The following is a 17582-nucleotide window of genomic DNA, read 5'->3' on the forward strand; positions in this document are numbered from 1 at the left end:
GCAAATCTCCCTCCCCCTCGAAGGGGGAGGGAGAGCGGGGTGCGCTCATGCCTTCTCCAAACCCGCGATCGCCCTGGCAAAATCCCGGGCCGCGAAGGGCTCCAGATCCTCCACGCCCTCGCCGACGCCGATGAAGTGCACCGGCAGGCCGAACTTCGCCGCGAGCGCCACCAGGATGCCGCCGCGGGCCGTGCCGTCGAGCTTCGTCATCACCAGCCCCGAGACGGGTGCCGCCTGTGAGAACAGCTCGACCTGGCTCAGCGCGTTCTGACCGACGGTGGCGTCGAGCACGAGGAGCGTCGCGTGCGGCGCCTCCGGGTCGAACTTCCGGATCACCCGGATGATCTTCTCGAGTTCGGCCATCAGCCCCGCCTTGTTCTGAAGCCGGCCGGCGGTGTCGATGAGGAGCACGTCGGTGCCGGCTTCCCGAGCCTGCTTCAGCGCGTCGAAGGCAAGCCCGGCCGCGTCCGCCCCCTGCGCACCGCTGATCACCGGCGTGTTCGTGCGCGCCCCCCAGACCTTGAGCTGGTCGATCGCCGCCGCCCGGAAGGTGTCGCCGGCCGCCAGCATCACCGAGCGCCCCTCGGCCCGGAACTTCAGCGAGAGCTTGCCGAGCGTCGTGGTCTTGCCGGCCCCGTTCACGCCGACGCAGAGGATGACGTAGGGCTTCTTCGAGGCGTCGATGGTGAGCGGCTGCGCCACCGGGTCGAGCGCCCGCTCCACCTCCGTCGCCAGTATGGCCCTGACCTCGTCGGGCGAGATGCCCTTCTCGTAGCGGCCCTTGCCGACGGCGTCCGAGATCCGGGTCGCGGTCTCGACACCGAAATCGGCCTGGATCAGCGCGTCCTCCAGATCCTCCAGGGTGGTGGCGTCGAGCTTGCGCTTGGTGAAGAGCCCCGTGACCCTGTCCGACAGGTTCGTCGATGTGCGCTTCATCCCCGAGGTGAGGCGGCTCCACCAGCCGCGAGCCTCGGGCTCGCGCTGCGGCCCTGCCCCGGCATCGAAGGCGAGCGCGGCGGCCGTATCGACGGGCTGGATATCCGGAACGGACCCGGGGGTAGCCTCGGAGCCTTCGGGCGCGCCGGTCTCGGGGTCCCGCGCCTGGGAGGTGGTATCGGCGGGCTCGGCGCCGCGCGCGGGATCGTCCCCGGCCGTGCCGGCGGGCGGACGCTCCTCCTGCCCCTCGATCGGCATCAGGTCGGCGCCCTCGACGACGTCCGGCACTGTGTTGCGTGCAGGGGCCTCGGGCGCGGGCTCCTCCGGCGGCAGGGGCACGTGCGCGACGTCGTCGGCGGCGGTCGCGAAGTCGGGGTGTCCCTCCGCGGGCGAGGCCGCCTCGTCCGGCGACGGCGTCTCCTCCGCGGGCGGCTCCGGCGCCTTCTCGGCGGCTTTCCGCCCGAACAGGCGTCCGAACCAGCCCGGCTTGTCCTCGCTCATCGTCACGTCCTTGCTGGCGCCCGGTGTCCCGGCGCGCCGGAATGGTCTAGCGGGGAGATATGTCCGCCCCGATCCTGCCTGACATAGGCGCGCGCCTCCTCTACCGCGATGCCCTTCTGCTCGTCATCGACAAGCCGGCGGGTCTGCCGGTGCATCCGGGGCCGAAGGGCGGCGAGACCCTGACCGACCATCTCGACGCGCTCCGCTTCGGCCTGCCGCGCCGGCCTGAGGCCGTGCACCGGCTCGACCGCGATACCTCCGGCTGCCTCGCGCTCGGGCGCCACGCCAAGGCGCTGGCCCGGCTCGGCAAGCTGTTCGCGGGCTCCACCGTCGAGAAGACCTACTGGGCGGTGGTCGCGGGCGGGCCGGAGGCGGAGGCGGGCCAGATTGACCTGCCCCTCGCCCGGCGCTCGCCCGATCCGCGCTCGTGGTGGATGAAGGCCGACCCGGCGGGCGACCCATCCCTGACGCACTGGCGCGTGCTCGGACGCGACCCGGAAGCTGGGCAGACCTGGCTTGAGCTGAAACCCGTCACGGGCCGGACGCACCAGTTGCGCGTGCACTGCGCCGAATCCGGCTGGCCGATCCTGGGCGACCCGATCTACGGCGGTGGCCCGCGCGAGGGCGTGCTGCACCTGCATGCGCGGTCGCTCGCAATTCCGCTCTACCCGAAGCGCGAGCCCATCCGCGCCGAGGCCCCGGCTCCCGCGCACATGCGGGCGGCCCTCGCGGGCTGCGGCTGGGGCGGGTAGGACCTGGGATCCCAAAGGGACGAGTCCGTTTGGCGGGGTACGGGGCGCGCAGCCCTGCACCCGCGAAAGGTCTCGACCTTTCGATACCAGGACCTCAAGCCGCGATCAGCGCCCGCCCGTCGTGGCCGGCGATCGTCACGGTGTGGAGCGTACCGGGCTCCGCTGCGAGGCGGACCGGCGTGAAGCCCTCCGTGCGGCCGGTGCCGCCGCGCTCGGCGAGCACCCGGTGCGTGCGGCCGACCTCGCCGTCGAGATGGCGCAGGAGCGCCGCCGCGCCGGCCTCCCGCAGCCGCGCCGCGCGCGCGCGGATCGCCTCGGGCGCCACCGGCGGCATCCGGGCCGCGGGCGTGCCGGGCCGGGCCGAGTAGGGGAAGACGTGCAGGTGCGTCAGTCCGCATTCCGCCACGAGGTCGAGTGAGCGGGCGAACTGCGCCTCGGTCTCGGTCGGGAAGCCGGCGATCAGGTCGGCGCCGAACACCGTGTCGGGCCGCAAGCGCCGGATCTCGGCGCAGAAGTGGATCGCGTCGGCGCGCCTGTGGCGCCGCTTCATCCGCTTCAGCACGAGATCGTCGCCCGCCTGGAGCGAGAGGTGGAGATGCGGCATCAGCCGCGCCTCCTCGGCGAAGGCGCGCACCAGTTCCGGATCGGCCTCGACGGAATCGATCGAGGAGAGGCGCAGCCGCGCCAGATCCGGCACCCCGGCGAGGATCGCCCGCACGAGAGTGCCGAGGGCGAGGCCGTCCGCGAGGTCATCCCCGAAGTCGCGCCCGTAGGCGGTGAGGTCGACGCCGGTCAGCACCACCTCGCGGCCACCGGCCTCGACGATGCGGGCGACCTGGGCCACGACCTCCGCCACCGGCACCGAGCGGGAGTTCCCCCGACCGAAGGGGATGACGCAGAAGGTGCAGCGGTGATCGCAGCCGTTCTGAACGGGCACGAAGGCGCGGGTGTGCCCCGCCATGCCGGTGATCCGGGTCGGCGACACAGCGCGCGCCGCCATCACGTCGGGCACGCTCCGCGCGGGCGGGGCGGCCCAGGCGGCGGGCTCGAGCTTCTCGGCATTGCCGACGAGGCGCGCCACCTCGGGCATCGCGGCGTAGGCCGCCGTCTCGACCTGCGCGCCGCAGCCAGTCACCGCGATCGTCGCGCCCGGCCGCTCGCGATGCAGCCGCCGGATCGCCTTGCGGGCCTCTCGGCCCGCGGCCTCCGTCACCGCGCAGGTATTGACGATGACGAGATCGTCCGGATGCCCGGCGGCGGCCGCGCGCATCACCTCTGCCTCGACGGTGTTGAGCCGGCAGCCGAAACTGAGCGTCTCGACCGCCATCAGGCGGCCCCGGCGAACAGCTCCGGCGCGAAGGTGCCCTCCGCCTCCAGGAAGACCGGGCCGGTCATCAGCACGTGGTCGTCGGCCCGCCACTCGATCACGAGATCGCCGCCCGGCAGGCTGACGGTGGCATGACGACCGATCATGCGAAGGCGCGAGGCCGCCACCACCGTGGCACAGGCGGCCGTGCCGCAGGCGAGCGTCAGGCCCGCGCCCCGCTCCCAGACCCGGAGCTTGATCGTGTCCCGGCCCGTTACCTGGGCGACCGAGATGTTGGCGCGCTCCGGGAAGATCGGGTGGTTCTCGAGGAGCGGCCCGAACCGGGCGAGGTCGTAGCTGTCCGGATCGCGATCGGTGAAGAACACCGCGTGCGGGTTGCCCATGTTCACGACGCCGGGCGAGTGCAGGACAGGATCGTCGATCGGGCCGATCTGCAACTCGATCCGGCGGGTATCGGGAAAAGGCTCGGTCAGCGGGATCTCGTCCCAGGCGAGCCGCGGGCGCCCCATGTCGACCGTGAAGGCGCGCTCGGCCACGCGCCGCACGCCGACCTGACCCGCCACCGTCTCCAGGGTCAGGCGGCCGCCCTCGGCGGGCCGCGCCATCGCGGGGTCGTCGAACATCGCGTAGGCGACGCAGCGCGTGCCGTTGCCGCAGGCGCCCGATTCAGAACCGTCGGTGTTGTAGATCCGCATGTAGGCGTCGGTGCCGGAGCTCACGGGATCGTGCACGACCATGAGCTGATCGAAGCGCGAGCCGGCATCCGCCGCGATGGCGCGCGCCTCCTCGGGCGCGACGCGGTGCGCGCTGCCGCGCAGATCCAGCACCACGATGGCGTTGCCGGCGCCGTGCATCTTCAGGAAACGTCGATTGGCGAGTGCGCTCATACGGTTTGCGGGGCAGGTGTCTTGGATGTCGGGCGGAAGCTGTCGTCTATATGGCAAACCCCGCCCTCCGGTGCGAGGGGGCCGGGCGGGAGGCGGCCGCGCGCCCGCGCGATCGCCGCTCCGCGCGGCTGGTGGGCCGGGTGACTTGCGCCGCGTGGCTCGCGCGCCCTCGCGGGACGGCCCGTTCGTCACTACCTTGCGCAGCCAGGCCCGGACGATTCGCAACCGGGACGGGTAGAGACCATCCCTGCCGGAGCGTATCCTTGATTCGCCTTCGTCCCACGCTGTTCGCCGCCCTCGTCCTCGCCCAGCCGGCGCTCGCCCAGCAACAGCCCCCGCCGCCACCCTCGACCGCGCCGTCACCGGCGCAGACGAACCCGCTGTCGACCACGACGGCGCCGAACCCGCCGCAGGACCCGGAGCGCTCCGCAGCACCGCAGCCCGAGAAGGCGCTGACGCCCCCGACCGCGCCGCCCGCCGACGCCAAGCCGAACGTGGCCTCCTCGCGCCCGACCCTCGTCGGGACGCCCGGCGACGCCAGCGACGTCGACGAGGTCTCGCTTCCGGCCAAACCCGCCGCGATCCTCGCCGGCAAGGCCAAGTGGGAGGAGGCGGCCCAGAGCCTGCGCCAGAGCTTCGCCCGGATCGAGTCTGACCTCGCCAAGGCCGGCATCGCGCCGGCTGGCAGGCCGATCGCGGTCTTCACCCGGACCGACGACGACGGCTTCCAGTACGAGGCGATGATCCCGGTCGCCCAGGCCCCCGAGCGGGCGCCCGAGGGCGAGCTGCGCTTCGGCACGACACCGTCCGGCAAGGCCCTGCGCTTCTCGCACAAGGGGTCCTACGAGGGGATCGACGGCACCTACGAGACGCTGACCGCCTATCTCGACGCCAAGGACATCATGGTCCAGGACCGCTTCGTCGAGGAGTACGTCACCGATCTGACGGACGGCGCCGACGACAAGCTCGAAGTGAACATCTACGCGCTGACGCGATAGAGCCGGGCTTCGATCCGCTCGCCCTCGCGACGGACCGGTCCGTCGTGGAAGGGGGCGGCTCGGCAAGGACGATACCGAGCCGCCCCTGCCCGGGCCTCCGCGAAGGGCCAATCATCGGCCTCCATCAGGTCTCTGAGTAGCGCCGCGGTCGCGCCCGCGGAGCCTCCGCCCACCTGTGCGTGGGGCTTACCGGACGCGCAGATTCGGACCTGCCAGCCGATGCATCGCTCGGATGCCAGATCTCCGGAACGATTATTTATAAAGCATTCATCAAACAACATTCAGCGTGTCATTTCACGCAAAAAAACCGTATCTTCACCGAGCATAATCTGAGCAGGCGAGACCTCCGACGCGCATGCAAAGGACCCGGTATCGCAACGCTCGTTTCCTGCCTTGATTGATTCCCCGCCAATCGTCTCAGAAAACAACTTAGCTGGCACAGCTCTCGCTTGAACGCGTCCGTACATGTTCTTGAGTTTCCTATTTAGCACCGACCTGGTCACAAGCGGGACAGGACCGAGATCGTGCAGACGCTCTCCGTCCCAGAACGAGAAAACCCGTGCCGGGCAACGGAGGGGGAAAGGATGAGAAGTCGATTTCAATCCATTGCGCATGGCCTACGCGGTCTGCCGATCATCTCGTCTGTCATGTTCGGCGGGATGTTGCCGGCCTTTGCCGTGGCGCTCACGCTTGCCGACGGCACGGCGATCGCCACAAGCAGCGACAGGCTACTGGCGTCCTTCGCCTTCAACGCTTTCCTGTTTGGGCTGCTCGCCTATTCCGGAACCCATCTGCTGAAGAGGTCAAGCTTCCTTTTAATCTACACCATCGTCGTAATTTACTCATTCCTTTACGCGACGTTTTACGTTTACCATTTCAATATTTTCGGGCAGATTTTCGGCGAGTCGTCCATCAATGCGGTGCTCGACAGCAATCCGCAGGAAGCCGGCGAATTCTTGAGTTGGGCCCTCAGGCTGGAGCACCTGCTCCTTCCGCTCATGGCCGCGCTCATCGTCGCCGCCGTCCTCGTCGTCCGGGCACCCACCGCACCAGCCGTCCGCTCGCGCCGCGTGGGCCTCGCCACCCTTGCTGCGGCGCTGCTGATGCTGCCGCTCGCGGCCGTGAAGACCAATGTCATTCTGTACAACCCGATCTTCTTCCCGGCGCATGCGACGTACAAAGCTTTCGCAAATCGAGCCGCGGTGGCTGAAATACAAAGCAAAATCGATACGATCCAAATCGGATCCGTCGACGGCCCTGAAGAGAAGGCTGTCACACACATCCTGATCATCGGCGAATCGACCACGCGGCGGCATATGTCGCTCTACGACTATGTTCGGGACACCACCCCGCGCCTGCGCAGGCTCGCGCCCGAACTCGAGGTCGCCACGGATGTCTGTTCGTCACGCGGCGCGACCGTGCCGGCGCTTCAGGAGATGCTGACGTTCGCCACGCGCGAGGACCCTGCACCGCTCTTTGAGAAGCCCAGTCTGCTCCAGATCATCAAGGCGGCGGGCTTCCGCTCCTGGTGGCTCTCCAACCATGCCTTCTACGGGGACTTCGACAACTGGTCGATGGTTCTATCGCGGCCAGCCGATCTGCGTCATTTCGTCAATCGCGTCGGCGAGGGCACGAGCTTCGACGAACAGCTTCTGCCCTATCTGAAGGATGCGCTCTCGGATCCGTCGCCACGCAAGTTCATCGTGCTCCATCTGCTGGGTGCGCACTCGGATTATACGCTGCGCTACCCAGCGGGATTCGATAAATTCACCGGCGCAGCGTTGCCGCCAACGCCCCGGACGCTCACCAGCCGGGATGCTCGGTTCTTCAACGCCTACGACAACGCGATCCTCTATAACGATCACATCGTCGGCGAGATCATCGCTGCGGCCCAAGCGGCCGACAAGCACGCCACCGTCACCTTCGTGTCCGACCATGGCGAGGCGCTGGGCGAGATCTCGGACTTCTTCACCCATATCGACGGTCGCGCGCCGCGACAGGTCTACGAGATCCCGCTCGCCTTCTGGATGTCCCCGGCCTTTCGGGCGAGCGCCACACCGCGCATCAGCCGACTGCGAGGCAACCTCGGGAAGCCCTTCCAGACGGACGCGATGATCCACACCCTCCTCGACCTCTACGACATCCGGCACGACGCGCATGCGCCACATCGGAGTCTGTTCGCCGCCGACTACAGCGTACCGTCGCGCTTCTGCGACAAGATGCCGGGGCTGCCGGCACCGGTGACCAACCCACGGATGGTCGTCGCGCAGTGAGCGGCGATCGGCCCTCCCGTCCCGACCGTTTCGCGCGCCCGCGATCCAGATCGCGCGGTTGGCGCGGGAGCAGCTTCAACACCCATCCCCAAACCCGTTCTCGTCCAGGTCCTAGAGGCACCGATGTTCCTGACCCAATCCCGATCGGCCTTGCGCAATTCGCTGCAAGGCCTGACCGTCGCCGCACGCTCCGAGCGCGCCGTGCGGCAGGAACTGGTCGTTCTCGCCGTTGCCCTGCCCGCAGCCTTCGTGATCGCCGATCAGATCTACGATTGGATCGCTCTGATCGGCAGCCTCACGCTCGTGCTCATCGTGGAGCTTCTGAACACGGCGATCGAGAAGCTGTGCGACCACCTGCATCCGGGGCGCCACCCGGCCATCGGCACCGTGAAGGATTTCGGATCGGCGGCCGTCTTCTGCGCGCTGATCTTCGCGCTCGTCGTCTGGGTCAGTCTGGCAACGCTGAACGTTCTTCTTCCGCACGGCGACCTGTGATGTGAGCCTTCGTCATCGGGCGACCTGCCGTGGCACGGGCTCCGCGCAGGTCGCCGGAAGCATGGCGGACGCGCCGCCCCGCCGCGCGGCTGGGCGGCGCCCCCGGGCCGCCCGACCGGAGATCACCCTCGCCTCGATCGTAGGGGGCCCGGGAATCAGGCGAGATAGCCGGCGCCGTTGCCGAAGGACGCCGCCGCGACGCCCGCCAGCGCGACCGTGCCGCCGCCGGAGAGGGTGAGCACCGCGTCCCCGTTCCGGTCCGAGCCGAGCGTGAAGGTCTGGCCCGCCAGACCGAGCTGGTCGCCCGCGGACAGGTCGAAGCCGAGGATGAGGTCGCGGCCCGACCCCACCTCGAAGACGTAGAGGTCGCCACCGAGACCGCCGACCAGCACATCGTCGTCGGCGCCGCCGATGAGCACGTCCGTGCCCTGCCCGCCGTAGAGCGTGTCGGCTCCCGCGCCACCGAACAGGATGTCGAGGCCCGTGTTGCCGTAGACGATGTCGGCCCCGTCGCCGCCCTCGAGGGTGTCCGCGCCGCGATTGCCCCAGAGGCGGTCGTCGCCGCGATTGCCGAAGAGCCGGTCATCGTCCTGGCCGCCGTAGAGGCTGTCCGCCCCCTGGCCGCCGTAGAGCGTGTCGGCGCCCTGGTTTCCGTAGACGAGGTCCGGCCCCTGGTTGCCGTAGACGAGGTCGTTGCCGGTGAGCCCCCGCAGGGCGTCGTCGAGGGCGGTGCCCTGCAGGCGCTCGTCGCCGGCGGTGCCCTGGATCACGTTGCCGCGGGCGAGCACCGCGTCGGCGCGCGCCGCAAGATTCTGGATCCGGGTGTCGCCGGCCGGCGCGGTGTCGGCGCTGCCGTAGGGCGTGACACCGTAGAAGGCCCGGAGGTACTCGGCGAGCGCGTCCTGCTCGGATCCCTGGGCCGCGAAGGTCGCGGCGTTCGGCAGGCTCGCGGCGGCGGCATCGCGCAGGTTCACCCGGTTCTCGCCGAAGGCCGGGAAGGGATAGCTGTCGCCCCCGAGCGCGGGCGCGGTCGAGGACGGGTTGGCCAGGAAGTCGAGGGTGACCATCCGGATCTGGCGATCCGGGTCGCCGACGACCTGGCCATCGCGCACCAGCACATCGACGATGCGCCCGTCGCGGTCCGTGATCGCGGCGGAGCGGATGCGCTGGCCCTCGGTGGCGACCGTGCCGGTCGTGCCGTTGAGAACCTGCGCCTGCCGGGTCGCGTCGAAGGCGTAGGCGATGCCGGAGACCTGCGCGAACTGGCCCGGGGTGGCCCCAGGTGCGGTTCCGGCGACGGCGTGCTCCAGGATCCGCTCCAGCTCGCCCGCCGACACGGTGACGAGGGAGAGGTTGTTGTTGAAGCGGAGCGCATTCTGAACGTCGAGCTGGGAGACGTCGCCCGCCCGCTTGCCCGCCTCGGGATTGGCGGCCGGCGGCAGTTCCGCCGCGCCGCCACCCGTCGCCGAGAACGATCCGATCGAGTCGCGGATGCCGCCGCCGTTGCGCAGGGCCACCACGGTGCCGCCGTCGAATTGCTGGGCGTACCAGAGGGCGGCGTCGCTCGACAGGTCTCCGAGATTGGTCTGCTCGGTGCGCACCTCACCGCGACGGCCCTCCAGGTAGACCGAGGAGCGGCCCAGGATGGTGCCGTCCTGCTGACGGATGATGTCGGCGATGCCAGCCGTCTCCTGCACGCCGTCATTGTTGGCGTCGAGACCCTCGATCACCTCGCGCACGAGATAGCCCTTGGAGCCCGGCGTGAAGGCCGCAGCGGTCGAGCCGTAGAGTTGCGCCACGGTCGTGTCGTCCACCGCCACCGCCCCGGAGGTCGCCGGATCGATCGCGTCGCGGATCAGATTGCCCTGATCGTCGAAGGTTGCGGTCAGCCGTCCGACATAGGCGTACTCGGAGGCCGTGTTGACCAGCGCGAGGGTCTGGCCGCTCGCGTTGGTGAAGAACTGCGGATAGACGCCCCCCGGCACGTCGCCCGGCAGCAGACGGTCGTCGCCGTCGGACAGAAGGGTGTGCGAGCCGCCGCCGATCAGGATGTCGACGTTGCGCAGGAGCGGGGCCAGCGCCTGCTCGTTGGACAGCTGCTGCAGATGGGTGCCGACGATGACCTTGTTGAGCCCGGGATTGGCCGCGAGCTGACGGTCGACCTCGGCGTTGATCTGATCGGCCAGCGCCCGCATGTCGTCGCGGCCCGAGACGCCGTCGAGGGTGACGTTGCCGAGCGAGGTCAGCTGCGCCTCAAGCTGCGTGGTGGCACCCACGAACAGGATGCGCTCGCCGTTCTCGGTGATGATGGTGGAGCGGGCGAGCTTGTCGGAGCCGGTGCCGGTCTGCGTCGTGGTCGGACCGGTCTGGGCGAAGGTCGCGTTCAGCCCGTCCGGCGCGACGCGGCCGGAGAGGGCCGATTCGCGGGCATAGTTCAGATTGACCGAGAGGTACGGGAACTGCGCGCCGACCCAGGTGTCGTCGGCCGGACCCGCGGCGCTGCCGAGGCTCGACCCGATGATGTTGTTGACCTCCGTCGGGCCGGCATCGAACTCGTGGTTGCCGACGACCGCGGCCTGCACGCCGATGATGTTCTGGATCGTGATGTCGGCCCGGCCCGGCGAGGCGGTGAGCGCCCGGTAGCCGGTGGCGGCGTTCAGCCCGTAGAGCTGGTTGTAGACGCCGTTGTAGGTCGCGGCCATCTGCGGATCACCGCCCGCGATGAAGAATGGGCTCGGGATCCAGCCGTCGCCGGTCGAGAGCGTGATCGAGTTCGGGGTGGCATCTTCCAGCTTGTCGACGATCGCCGCGAAGTTCGCCGCGCGGCGCGTCGCGAGCAGCCCGCCCTCCCAGTCGGAGGCGTGCAGGATCTGCAGGGTATAGGCCATCGCGCGTCGGTCCCGGTCGGGCGGCGGTCGCGGTGCGGCCGCCAAGCTTGTTTCCGCCCTGTTATCCGCCGCGTGAGACAGGCCCGTGACGGGGCGCGGCCGGGCGCGCCCAGGCGTGCGACAGCCTCTTGCGAAGGATGTCTGCGGGGAGACGGATAGCCGCGGTTGCTTGGCGCCCGTGCGCCCTCTACATCGGCGGTCCCCGTGGCCGATGCGCCTGAAGGTTTCGCGAGCCCGCTCGGGCCGGCATGGTAGCGGGGTCGGCAGTGACGGGACGGTCCGGACCAGTTCTCTGGCCCGCTCCCGTGAGACCCAGTGGGCCGGGCGGCTGCAGGCGTGTCGGAGGCGCGGGGAACAGGAACCGCGGATCCGGCGCATGGCCCACAAGCTTGACCGCGGCCTGACCCGTTCCGGGACACGCGCCGGACCGGCCCTTGTCGCTTCGTTCACGCCACCCGGTAAGGATAAGGGCGGGCCGGGGAACCGGCCGCGTGCCACCGCGTTCCTTCGGGCCTGACGACCATGCGACGCCTCCTCACCGGTGGCATCAAGGCGATCCTGGCGATCGCCGCGCTCTCCACCGCCGCTCACTGGGCCCTGCGCGTTCAGCGCGAGCAGCCCACGACCATCGCCCGCGCCATCCCCGAGCCGACGACGACCGGTTCGATCGCGCCGAGCCAGACCGAGCGCCCGGCAGCCGTTGCCGCCCCGGCCCGCGGGCTCGACCAGCAGCATCTCGGCGCGCTCATCGCCAGCCACAGCGGCGAGAAGGCCCGCGTGCAGAAGGCAAGCACCCGCGAGACGACCCGGGAAGCCCGCCGCTGAGAGCGGTCCGGTAGCGCCCGGCAGGGCAGCCCTGCGCCGGCCGGGCTCGCGCGGGGCGCGGCCTCGGGTTAGGAACGGGGCTCCGCCGCCCGCCCTGATCCGACGCCCCTGCGGGCCCGCGCGGCGCATCGCCCGAGAGACCCGACGTGCCCCAGGCCCATGCCCAGGCCGATGACCACGCCCATGCCGTGACCGGCCCCGCGACGCGCACCGCTCCGGACCGACGCCGCCTCGTCGGCATCGCGCTGATGTGCGGCGCGGTCGCCTCCTTCGCGAGCCTCGACGCCTGCGGCAAGACGCTGGCGGGACTCGGGGTCGACCCGCTGGTCTCGACCTTCATGCGCTACGCGGTCAATGTGGCGCTGATCACCCTTGTGCTGAACCCGGTCCGCCACCCCGAGGTGGTGAGGAGCCGCCGGCTCACCTTGCAGATCCTGCGCTCGCTGCTGCTGTTCGGCACCACGGCGCTGAACTTCCTGGCGCTGCGCTACCTCCAACTCGCCGAGACGGTCTCGATCCAGTTCGCCGCCCCGCTCGCCGTGGCGCTGCTCGCCGGGCCGCTTCTGGGCGAGCGGTCCTCCCGCGACCGCCTCGCCGCCATCGCGGTCGGGTTCCTGGGGGTGCTGGTGATCGTGCGGCCGGGCCTCGGCACCGTGCACCCGGCCGTGCTGTTCAGCCTCGGCAACATGGTCTGCTACGCCTTCTACGTGATCCTGACGCGCAAGCTCGCGGCCCACGATTCGACCCGCACCACGCTGTTCTTCTCCGGCCTGTCGGGGCTCGCCGTGATGCTGCCGGTGCTGCCCTGGATCTGGTCGAGTCCCGCGACCTGGCAGGTCTGGGGACTGCTCGTCGGCATCGGGCTCATCGGCACCTTCGGGCACTGGCTGCTGATCCTGGCCCATGCCCGCGCCCCGGCGAGCGTGCTGGCGCCCTTCATCTACACGCAGCTCGTCTGGTCGGTGACGCTGGGCTTCCTGGTCTTCGGCGACGTGCCGAGCGGCTGGACGCTGGCGGGCGCCATGATCGTGATCGGCTCGGGCCTCTACCTGCTGGCACAGGAGGCGGGCCGGCGGGCGCGGCCGGAGGCGGGCTGAGCCAGCGCCGACGTAGGGCCGACGTCACGGTTGACGTCGTGGCCGCCGCGGGCGATCCCCGATACAGATCGGCGCGAAGCGCTTATATCGGGGCGCATGCAGATCGAATCCGTCCCCCCGCACCGCCACCTGCCGCCGCTCCTGAAGCTCGCCCTGGAGATGGGGCCGCTGGTGCTGTTCTTCCTCGGCAACGCCTATGCCGAGCGCTTCGGGATCGCGGCCGACCAGAAGCTCTTCGTCGCGACCGGCGTGTTCGTGGCCGCGACCGTGACGGCGCTCGCCATCCACTACGCCCTGGTGCGGCGCCTGCCGGTGATGCCGCTGGTCTCGGGGGTCGTCGTCGTGGTGTTCGGCGGCCTGACCCTCTACCTGCAGGACAAGACCTTCATCATGGTGAAGCCCACCATCGTGAACACCCTGTTCGGCGTGGTGCTGCTCGGCGGCCTCGCCTTCGGCAAGCCGCTGCTCGCCGTCGTCCTCGACTCCATGTTCGCGCTCACCGACGAGGGGTGGCGCAAGCTCACCTTCCGCTGGGGCCTGTTCTTCCTGGCGCTCGCCGCGCTGAACGAGGTGGTCTGGCGCACGCAGACGGAGGATTTCTGGGTGAACTTCAAGGTCTTCGGCATCATGCCGATCACGGTGGTGTTCGCGCTCGCCCAGACGCCGCTGCTCACCCGCTACGAGCGCAAGGACGTCCGGGCGTGAGCGCGGCCTCCGGCACCCGGACCCTGCACCGGGCCCTCGTCCCGCTCGCCGCCTTCGTGATCGGCCTTGTCGGCATCGCGGGTGCGGCGTGGTTCACGCTGGTGCCCCCGCAGCAGGAGGCCGTCGCGAGCGTCGGCGGCCCGTTCACCCTCGTCGATCAGGACGGGCGGCCCACGACCGAGCGCGCCTTCGCGGGGGCTACGCACCTCGTTTTCTTCGGCTTCACCCACTGCCCCGAGATCTGCCCGACCACCCTGCAGCAGGTTTCCGACGTGCTGGCGGCGCTCGGCGACAAGGGGAAGGGCGTGAAGGTCGCCTTCATCACGGTCGATCCCGAGCGCGACCGGCCGGCGGACCTCAAGGCCTATCTGGCGAGCTTCGATCCGCGCATCGTCGGCCTCACGGGCACGCCGGAGCAGGTCGCGGCGGCGGTGAAGGGCTACCGCGCCTACAGCCGCAAGGTGCCCACCAAGGACGGCGACTACACGATGGAGCACACCGCGCTCGTCTACGTGATGGACGGAAAGAATCGCTTCCTCGGGGCGCTCAACCTGATGCGCCCGGCCGACCAGAGCGCCGCGGAACTCGCCAAGCGGCTGTGACGGCCCGCGCGGTCGTCAGGCCGCGTGCCGGTTCGCCGCCGGTCCGAAATGGCCAAGATAGCGCGCCGCGATCGCCTCGACCGGCAGCACCACGAACACGTCGGTGGTACCGAACTGGTGGTCCACCACCGCCCCGTCGCCGAAGGTGGCGCCGACCCGCAGGTAGCCCTTGATCAACGGGGGCAGGGCCTGGAGCGCCGCCTTGGGATCGAGCGCGCCGCGGGCGAGCCGGTCCATCGGCACGTGACGGCCGGGGAGCGCGCGCGCGCGCCAGCCCTCAGGCGCCCGGGCGTGGTGGTGGAGGAAGCTCAGGGGGAGGGCGAGCCGGTCCGGATCCGTCCCCTCCAGGCTGGCGCAGCCGATCAGCGCGTCGATCCGGTGGTGCTGCAGATAGGCGTAGATGCCCGCCCAGAGCAGCTCGACCGTGCGCTTGGTGCGGTAGGGCTTCAGCACGCAGGAGCGGCCGAGTTCCAGGATGCGCTTGCCGGCCTGCGCGGCCAGCACCGGCGCGAGGTCGTACTCGCCCGCCGAGTAGAAGCCGAAATTCCGCTCGGCCACCTCGCCGCGCAGCAGGCGGTAGGTGCCCACCACCTGGGGCCGGGCTTTTCGGAAGGGCTTGGCCTCGGCCGCGGCGTGGTCGATGACCAAGAGGTGGTCGCAGAGCGCGTCGTACTCGTCGGCATCGCGCCGCGAGAAGGCCGCCATGCCGGTCGGCACCGCCGACATCTCCTCGTAGAACACCCCGTAGCGCAGGCGCTGGGCCCGGCGCACCTCGCCCTTCTTCACCGCGAGGCGGACTTCCAGCGTGCCGAGCCGGCCGAGGCTCGGCCCCAGGCCGGGCGTGGCGAGCGGCGCCTTGAAGCGCTCGGCGAAGCGGATCGGCGTCGCGCCCGGCGGCACGAGGCTGCGCCCCCCGAGCCCCGGGATGCCGGCCTCGGCGCCTCTCCGCTTGAGCTTGGCGATGGGCTCGGCCACGCCCCGGTCCCAGCCGCTCGCAAAGGCCGCCCCGGCCCCACGGGTGAAGTTCGCGACCATCGTCGAAGCCCGCTCCGGAGGCCCCCCGGCCGCCATCCACCCGGACGGAGCGGCCCGCACCTCGCGGATCCACTCAAGACCACGAAGCGCGAACGCTTTTATGACAGCCGCTCGCCTCTGTCGCGCGGGCTGTCACACCGGGAGATCAGACGAACTGGTTCAGCCCCGGGATCGAGCCAACGATCGGGCCCATCACGTCCTCGCCCGCCTTCTCGCGGCCGTAGGCGAAGAGTTCCTGCCCGAGCGGCTGCATCTGGCCCATCGGCACGCCGGCCGCCATCAGCTTCTGGCCGAGCGCCATCACGCCGCCGCCCATCATGCCGCCGAGCATGCCCATCAGGCCGCCGCCGCCCTCCGAGGCGTTCGAATCGGCGACCAGAGCCTCCGAGCCCGGGATCGCCGCCATGAGCTGGGCGACCTCGGTCGCCGGGCCCTCCTTCTGCAGGAAGGCGATGATGTGCCCGATCGCGGTCTGCGCCGTGGCGGCGTCGAGCCCGGTGCGGTTGGTCACGCGGGCGATCAGTTCTTCCATGGATCGAAGCCTTCCCCGAAAAATTGCCCCCGTCTGTCGGGCCTGCCGCGCGGGAAATCAAGCTGTGCGGGCGGCTCTGGCATTCGGGCGGAACCGCGGCATAACCTTCCGCCGTGGCGCGCGGGGGCGCACGGGGATTCGAACGATGGCGGACGACGGCACGCTCCTGGTCGGCAAGAGCACGGGGCCAAGCGCCAAGCCCGAGGTGCTGGCGCTGCGGCTGGCCAACCGGCACGGGCTGGTGGCGGGCGCCACCGGCACCGGCAAGACCGTGACCCTGCAGGTGCTGGCCGAGGGCTTCTCGAACGCGGGCGTGCCGGTCTTCGCGGCCGACATCAAGGGCGACCTCTCGGGACTCGCCGCGGCGGGCGAGGCCAAGCCGGTCTTCGTGAAGCGCGCCGAGGAGCTCGGCATCCCGTACGAGCCCGACCGTTTCCCGACCGTGTTCTGGGACCTGTTCGGCGAGCAGGGCCATCCGATCCGCTGCACCGTGACCGAGATGGGTCCGCTGCTGCTGGCGCGCCTCCTCGAACTCAACGACACTCAGGAGGGCGTGCTCAACATCGCGTTCCGGGTCGCTGACGAGAACCAGTGGCCGGTCATCGACCTGAAGGACCTGCGCGCGCTCCTCACCTTCTGCTCGGAGAACCTGCGGGAGATCTCCGGCACCTACGGCAACGTCTCCTCCGCGAGCGTCGGCGCGATCCAGCGCCAGTTGCTGGTCCTGGAGAACCAGGGCGCCGACACATTCTTCGGCGAGCCGGCGCTCGACCTGAACGACTTCATGCGCAAGGACCGGGAGGGCAGGGGCACCGTCAACATCCTGGCCGCCGACAAGCTGATGCAGCGGCCGAAGCTCTACGCCTCGTTCCTGCTCTGGATGCTCTCGGAGCTGTTCGAGCAGCTGCCGGAGGTGGGCGACCTCGACCGGCCGAAGCTCGTCTTCTTCTTCGACGAGGCGCACCTGCTGTTCGACGACGCCCCGAAGGCACTCCTCGACGCGGTGGAGCAGGTGGTGCGCCTGATCCGCTCGAAGGGCGTCGGCGTCTACTTCGTCACCCAGAACCCGCTCGACGTGCCCGAGACCGTGCTGGGCCAGCTCGGCAATCGGGTGCAGCACGGCTTGCGCGCCTTCACGCCCCGCGACCAGCGCGCGGTGCGGGCCGCCGCCGAGACCTTCCGGCAGAACCCGGGCTTCGACGTCGCCAAGGCCATCACAGAGCTCGGCGTCGGCGAGGCGCTGGTGAGCTTCCTGGAGGCGCGGGGCACGCCCTCGATCGTCGAGCGGGCGCTGATCGCCCCGCCGCAGGGCCGCGTCGGGCCCCTCACGCCGGCCGAGCGCGCCGAGGTGGTCGCGAAGAGCCCCTTGCGCGGCAAGTACGACCAGGCCGTCGACAACGAGAGCGCCTACGAGATGCTGGCCGCCCGCAAGGGCCTCGACGCCGACACGGCGGAGGCCGCCAAGGAGAGCGAGGGCGGCCTCGGCGGCCTGCTCGGCGGCGTGCTGGGCAGCCTGCTCGGCGAGGAGGCACCGAAGGGCAAGGGCGCCGGAAGGGGCGGCCGCCGCCCGCGGCCGGGGATCGTGGAGCAGGTGGTGTCGAACGCCGCCCGCTCGATGGCCCGCAGCGTCGGCAAGCAGGTCGGCGACGCCATCCTGCGCAACGTGCTGGGCGGGCTGATGAAGAAGTAGCGGCCGCAGGATCTTTCCCTTCCCCTCTGCGGGGGAGGG

The 17582-nt window shown here is 70.4% G+C and carries 15 protein-coding genes; 9 read left to right on the top strand and 6 right to left on the bottom strand.

Annotated elements, in window-relative coordinates:
* Positions 1-45: 45 nt before the first annotated feature.
* Positions 46-1437: a signal recognition particle-docking protein FtsY gene (gene ftsY / locus MFF54_RS18115; RefSeq protein ID WP_238304210.1), complete on the bottom strand. Its 1392-nt coding sequence runs from the start codon at positions 1435-1437 to the stop codon at positions 46-48.
* Between the two features lie 59 nt (positions 1438-1496).
* On the opposite strand from ftsY, the gene MFF54_RS18120 reads away from it, so the two are divergent.
* The gene (locus tag MFF54_RS18120; protein WP_238304211.1) at positions 1497-2189 is read left to right on the top strand and encodes an RluA family pseudouridine synthase; all 693 of its coding nucleotides are present in this window, start codon (positions 1497-1499) and stop codon (positions 2187-2189) included.
* A 94-nt stretch (positions 2190-2283) separates the two neighbouring features.
* Here the strand turns inward: MFF54_RS18120 and mtaB are convergent, their stop codons facing one another.
* Positions 2284-3516: a tRNA (N(6)-L-threonylcarbamoyladenosine(37)-C(2))-methylthiotransferase MtaB gene (mtaB, locus tag MFF54_RS18125; protein ID WP_238304212.1), complete on the bottom strand. Its 1233-nt coding sequence runs from the start codon at positions 3514-3516 to the stop codon at positions 2284-2286.
* Positions 3516-4403: a diaminopimelate epimerase gene (gene dapF / locus MFF54_RS18130; protein ID WP_238304213.1), complete on the bottom strand. Its 888-nt coding sequence runs from the start codon at positions 4401-4403 to the stop codon at positions 3516-3518. The genes mtaB and dapF overlap by 1 nt, the downstream gene beginning before the upstream one ends.
* A 263-nt stretch (positions 4404-4666) precedes the next feature.
* Here dapF and MFF54_RS18135 point away from each other — a divergent pair, with 263 nt between their 5' ends.
* The 3 genes from MFF54_RS18135 (at position 4667) to MFF54_RS18145 (ending at position 8169) form a co-directional block, all read left to right on the top strand.
* On the top strand, positions 4667-5401 hold the full coding sequence (locus MFF54_RS18135; RefSeq protein ID WP_238304214.1) for a GyrI-like domain-containing protein: 735 nt from the start codon (positions 4667-4669) through the stop codon (positions 5399-5401).
* A gap of 584 nt (positions 5402-5985) precedes the next feature.
* Entirely contained in the window at positions 5986-7674 is a 1689-nt protein-coding gene (locus MFF54_RS18140; protein ID WP_238304215.1) for a phosphoethanolamine transferase family protein, read from the top strand.
* Between the two features lie 123 nt (positions 7675-7797).
* A complete protein-coding gene (locus tag MFF54_RS18145) occupies positions 7798-8169 on the top strand; it encodes a diacylglycerol kinase (RefSeq protein ID WP_238304216.1) in 372 nt (123 codons plus the stop codon).
* A 155-nt stretch (positions 8170-8324) separates the two neighbouring features.
* Here the strand turns inward: MFF54_RS18145 and MFF54_RS18150 are convergent, their stop codons facing one another.
* Entirely contained in the window at positions 8325-11057 is a 2733-nt protein-coding gene (locus MFF54_RS18150; protein WP_238304217.1) for a 5'-nucleotidase C-terminal domain-containing protein, read from the bottom strand.
* A gap of 522 nt (positions 11058-11579) precedes the next feature.
* Between MFF54_RS18150 and MFF54_RS18155 the strand changes: the two genes are divergently transcribed.
* The 4 genes from MFF54_RS18155 (at position 11580) to MFF54_RS18170 (ending at position 14286) form a co-directional block, all read left to right on the top strand.
* Complete coding sequence (locus MFF54_RS18155) at positions 11580-11882, top strand: hypothetical protein (RefSeq protein ID WP_238304218.1); 303 nt, start codon at positions 11580-11582, stop codon at positions 11880-11882.
* A 248-nt stretch (positions 11883-12130) separates the two neighbouring features.
* Positions 12131-12979 carry a DMT family transporter gene (locus MFF54_RS18160; RefSeq protein WP_370880137.1) on the top strand — a complete coding sequence of 283 codons (849 nt, stop codon included), beginning with the start codon at positions 12131-12133 and terminating at the stop codon, positions 12977-12979.
* A 96-nt stretch (positions 12980-13075) separates the two neighbouring features.
* The gene (locus MFF54_RS18165) at positions 13076-13684 is read left to right on the top strand and encodes a septation protein A (protein ID WP_238304219.1); all 609 of its coding nucleotides are present in this window, start codon (positions 13076-13078) and stop codon (positions 13682-13684) included.
* A gap of 23 nt (positions 13685-13707) precedes the next feature.
* Positions 13708-14286 (top strand): SCO family protein, encoded by a 579-nt coding sequence (locus tag MFF54_RS18170; RefSeq protein WP_238304227.1) that lies wholly within the window; start codon positions 13708-13710, stop codon positions 14284-14286.
* A 15-nt stretch (positions 14287-14301) separates the two neighbouring features.
* Here MFF54_RS18170 and olsB read toward each other — a convergent pair whose 3' ends face one another.
* A complete protein-coding gene (gene olsB / locus MFF54_RS18175; protein WP_238304220.1) occupies positions 14302-15321 on the bottom strand; it encodes a l-ornithine N(alpha)-acyltransferase in 1020 nt (339 codons plus the stop codon).
* 145 nt (positions 15322-15466) lie between these two features.
* The gene (locus MFF54_RS18180; protein ID WP_238304221.1) at positions 15467-15853 is read right to left on the bottom strand and encodes a DUF2267 domain-containing protein; all 387 of its coding nucleotides are present in this window, start codon (positions 15851-15853) and stop codon (positions 15467-15469) included.
* A 145-nt stretch (positions 15854-15998) separates the two neighbouring features.
* On the opposite strand from MFF54_RS18180, the gene MFF54_RS18185 reads away from it, so the two are divergent.
* Complete coding sequence (locus MFF54_RS18185; protein WP_238304222.1) at positions 15999-17543, top strand: helicase HerA-like domain-containing protein; 1545 nt, start codon at positions 15999-16001, stop codon at positions 17541-17543.
* Positions 17544-17582 lie beyond the last annotated feature (39 nt).

It is taken from the genome of Methylobacterium gregans (assembly GCF_022179245.1).
Lineage (GTDB): Bacteria > Pseudomonadota > Alphaproteobacteria > Rhizobiales > Beijerinckiaceae > Methylobacterium > Methylobacterium gregans.

Excerpts from the sequence above, each read along its gene's own strand:
- MFF54_RS18160 (WP_370880137.1), top strand. The coding sequence starts at position 12,131 with ATGTGCGGCGCGGTCGCCTCCTTCGCGAGCCTCGACGCCTGCGGCAAG.
- MFF54_RS18140 (WP_238304215.1), top strand. The coding sequence starts at position 5,986 with ATGAGAAGTCGATTTCAATCCATTGCGCATGGCCTACGCGGTCTGCCG.
- mtaB (WP_238304212.1), bottom strand. The coding sequence starts at position 3,516 with ATGGCGGTCGAGACGCTCAGTTTCGGCTGCCGGCTCAACACCGTCGAG.
- ftsY (WP_238304210.1), bottom strand. The coding sequence starts at position 1,437 with ATGAGCGAGGACAAGCCGGGCTGGTTCGGACGCCTGTTCGGGCGGAAA.
- olsB (WP_238304220.1), bottom strand. The coding sequence starts at position 15,321 with ATGGTCGCGAACTTCACCCGTGGGGCCGGGGCGGCCTTTGCGAGCGGC.
- MFF54_RS18185 (WP_238304222.1), top strand. The coding sequence starts at position 15,999 with ATGGCGGACGACGGCACGCTCCTGGTCGGCAAGAGCACGGGGCCAAGC.
- MFF54_RS18155 (WP_238304218.1), top strand. The coding sequence starts at position 11,580 with ATGCGACGCCTCCTCACCGGTGGCATCAAGGCGATCCTGGCGATCGCC.
- dapF (WP_238304213.1), bottom strand. The coding sequence starts at position 4,403 with ATGAGCGCACTCGCCAATCGACGTTTCCTGAAGATGCACGGCGCCGGC.
- MFF54_RS18120 (WP_238304211.1), top strand. The coding sequence starts at position 1,497 with ATGTCCGCCCCGATCCTGCCTGACATAGGCGCGCGCCTCCTCTACCGC.
- MFF54_RS18180 (WP_238304221.1), bottom strand. The coding sequence starts at position 15,853 with ATGGAAGAACTGATCGCCCGCGTGACCAACCGCACCGGGCTCGACGCC.
- MFF54_RS18165 (WP_238304219.1), top strand. The coding sequence starts at position 13,076 with ATGCAGATCGAATCCGTCCCCCCGCACCGCCACCTGCCGCCGCTCCTG.
- MFF54_RS18145 (WP_238304216.1), top strand. The coding sequence starts at position 7,798 with ATGTTCCTGACCCAATCCCGATCGGCCTTGCGCAATTCGCTGCAAGGC.
- MFF54_RS18150 (WP_238304217.1), bottom strand. The coding sequence starts at position 11,057 with ATGGCCTATACCCTGCAGATCCTGCACGCCTCCGACTGGGAGGGCGGG.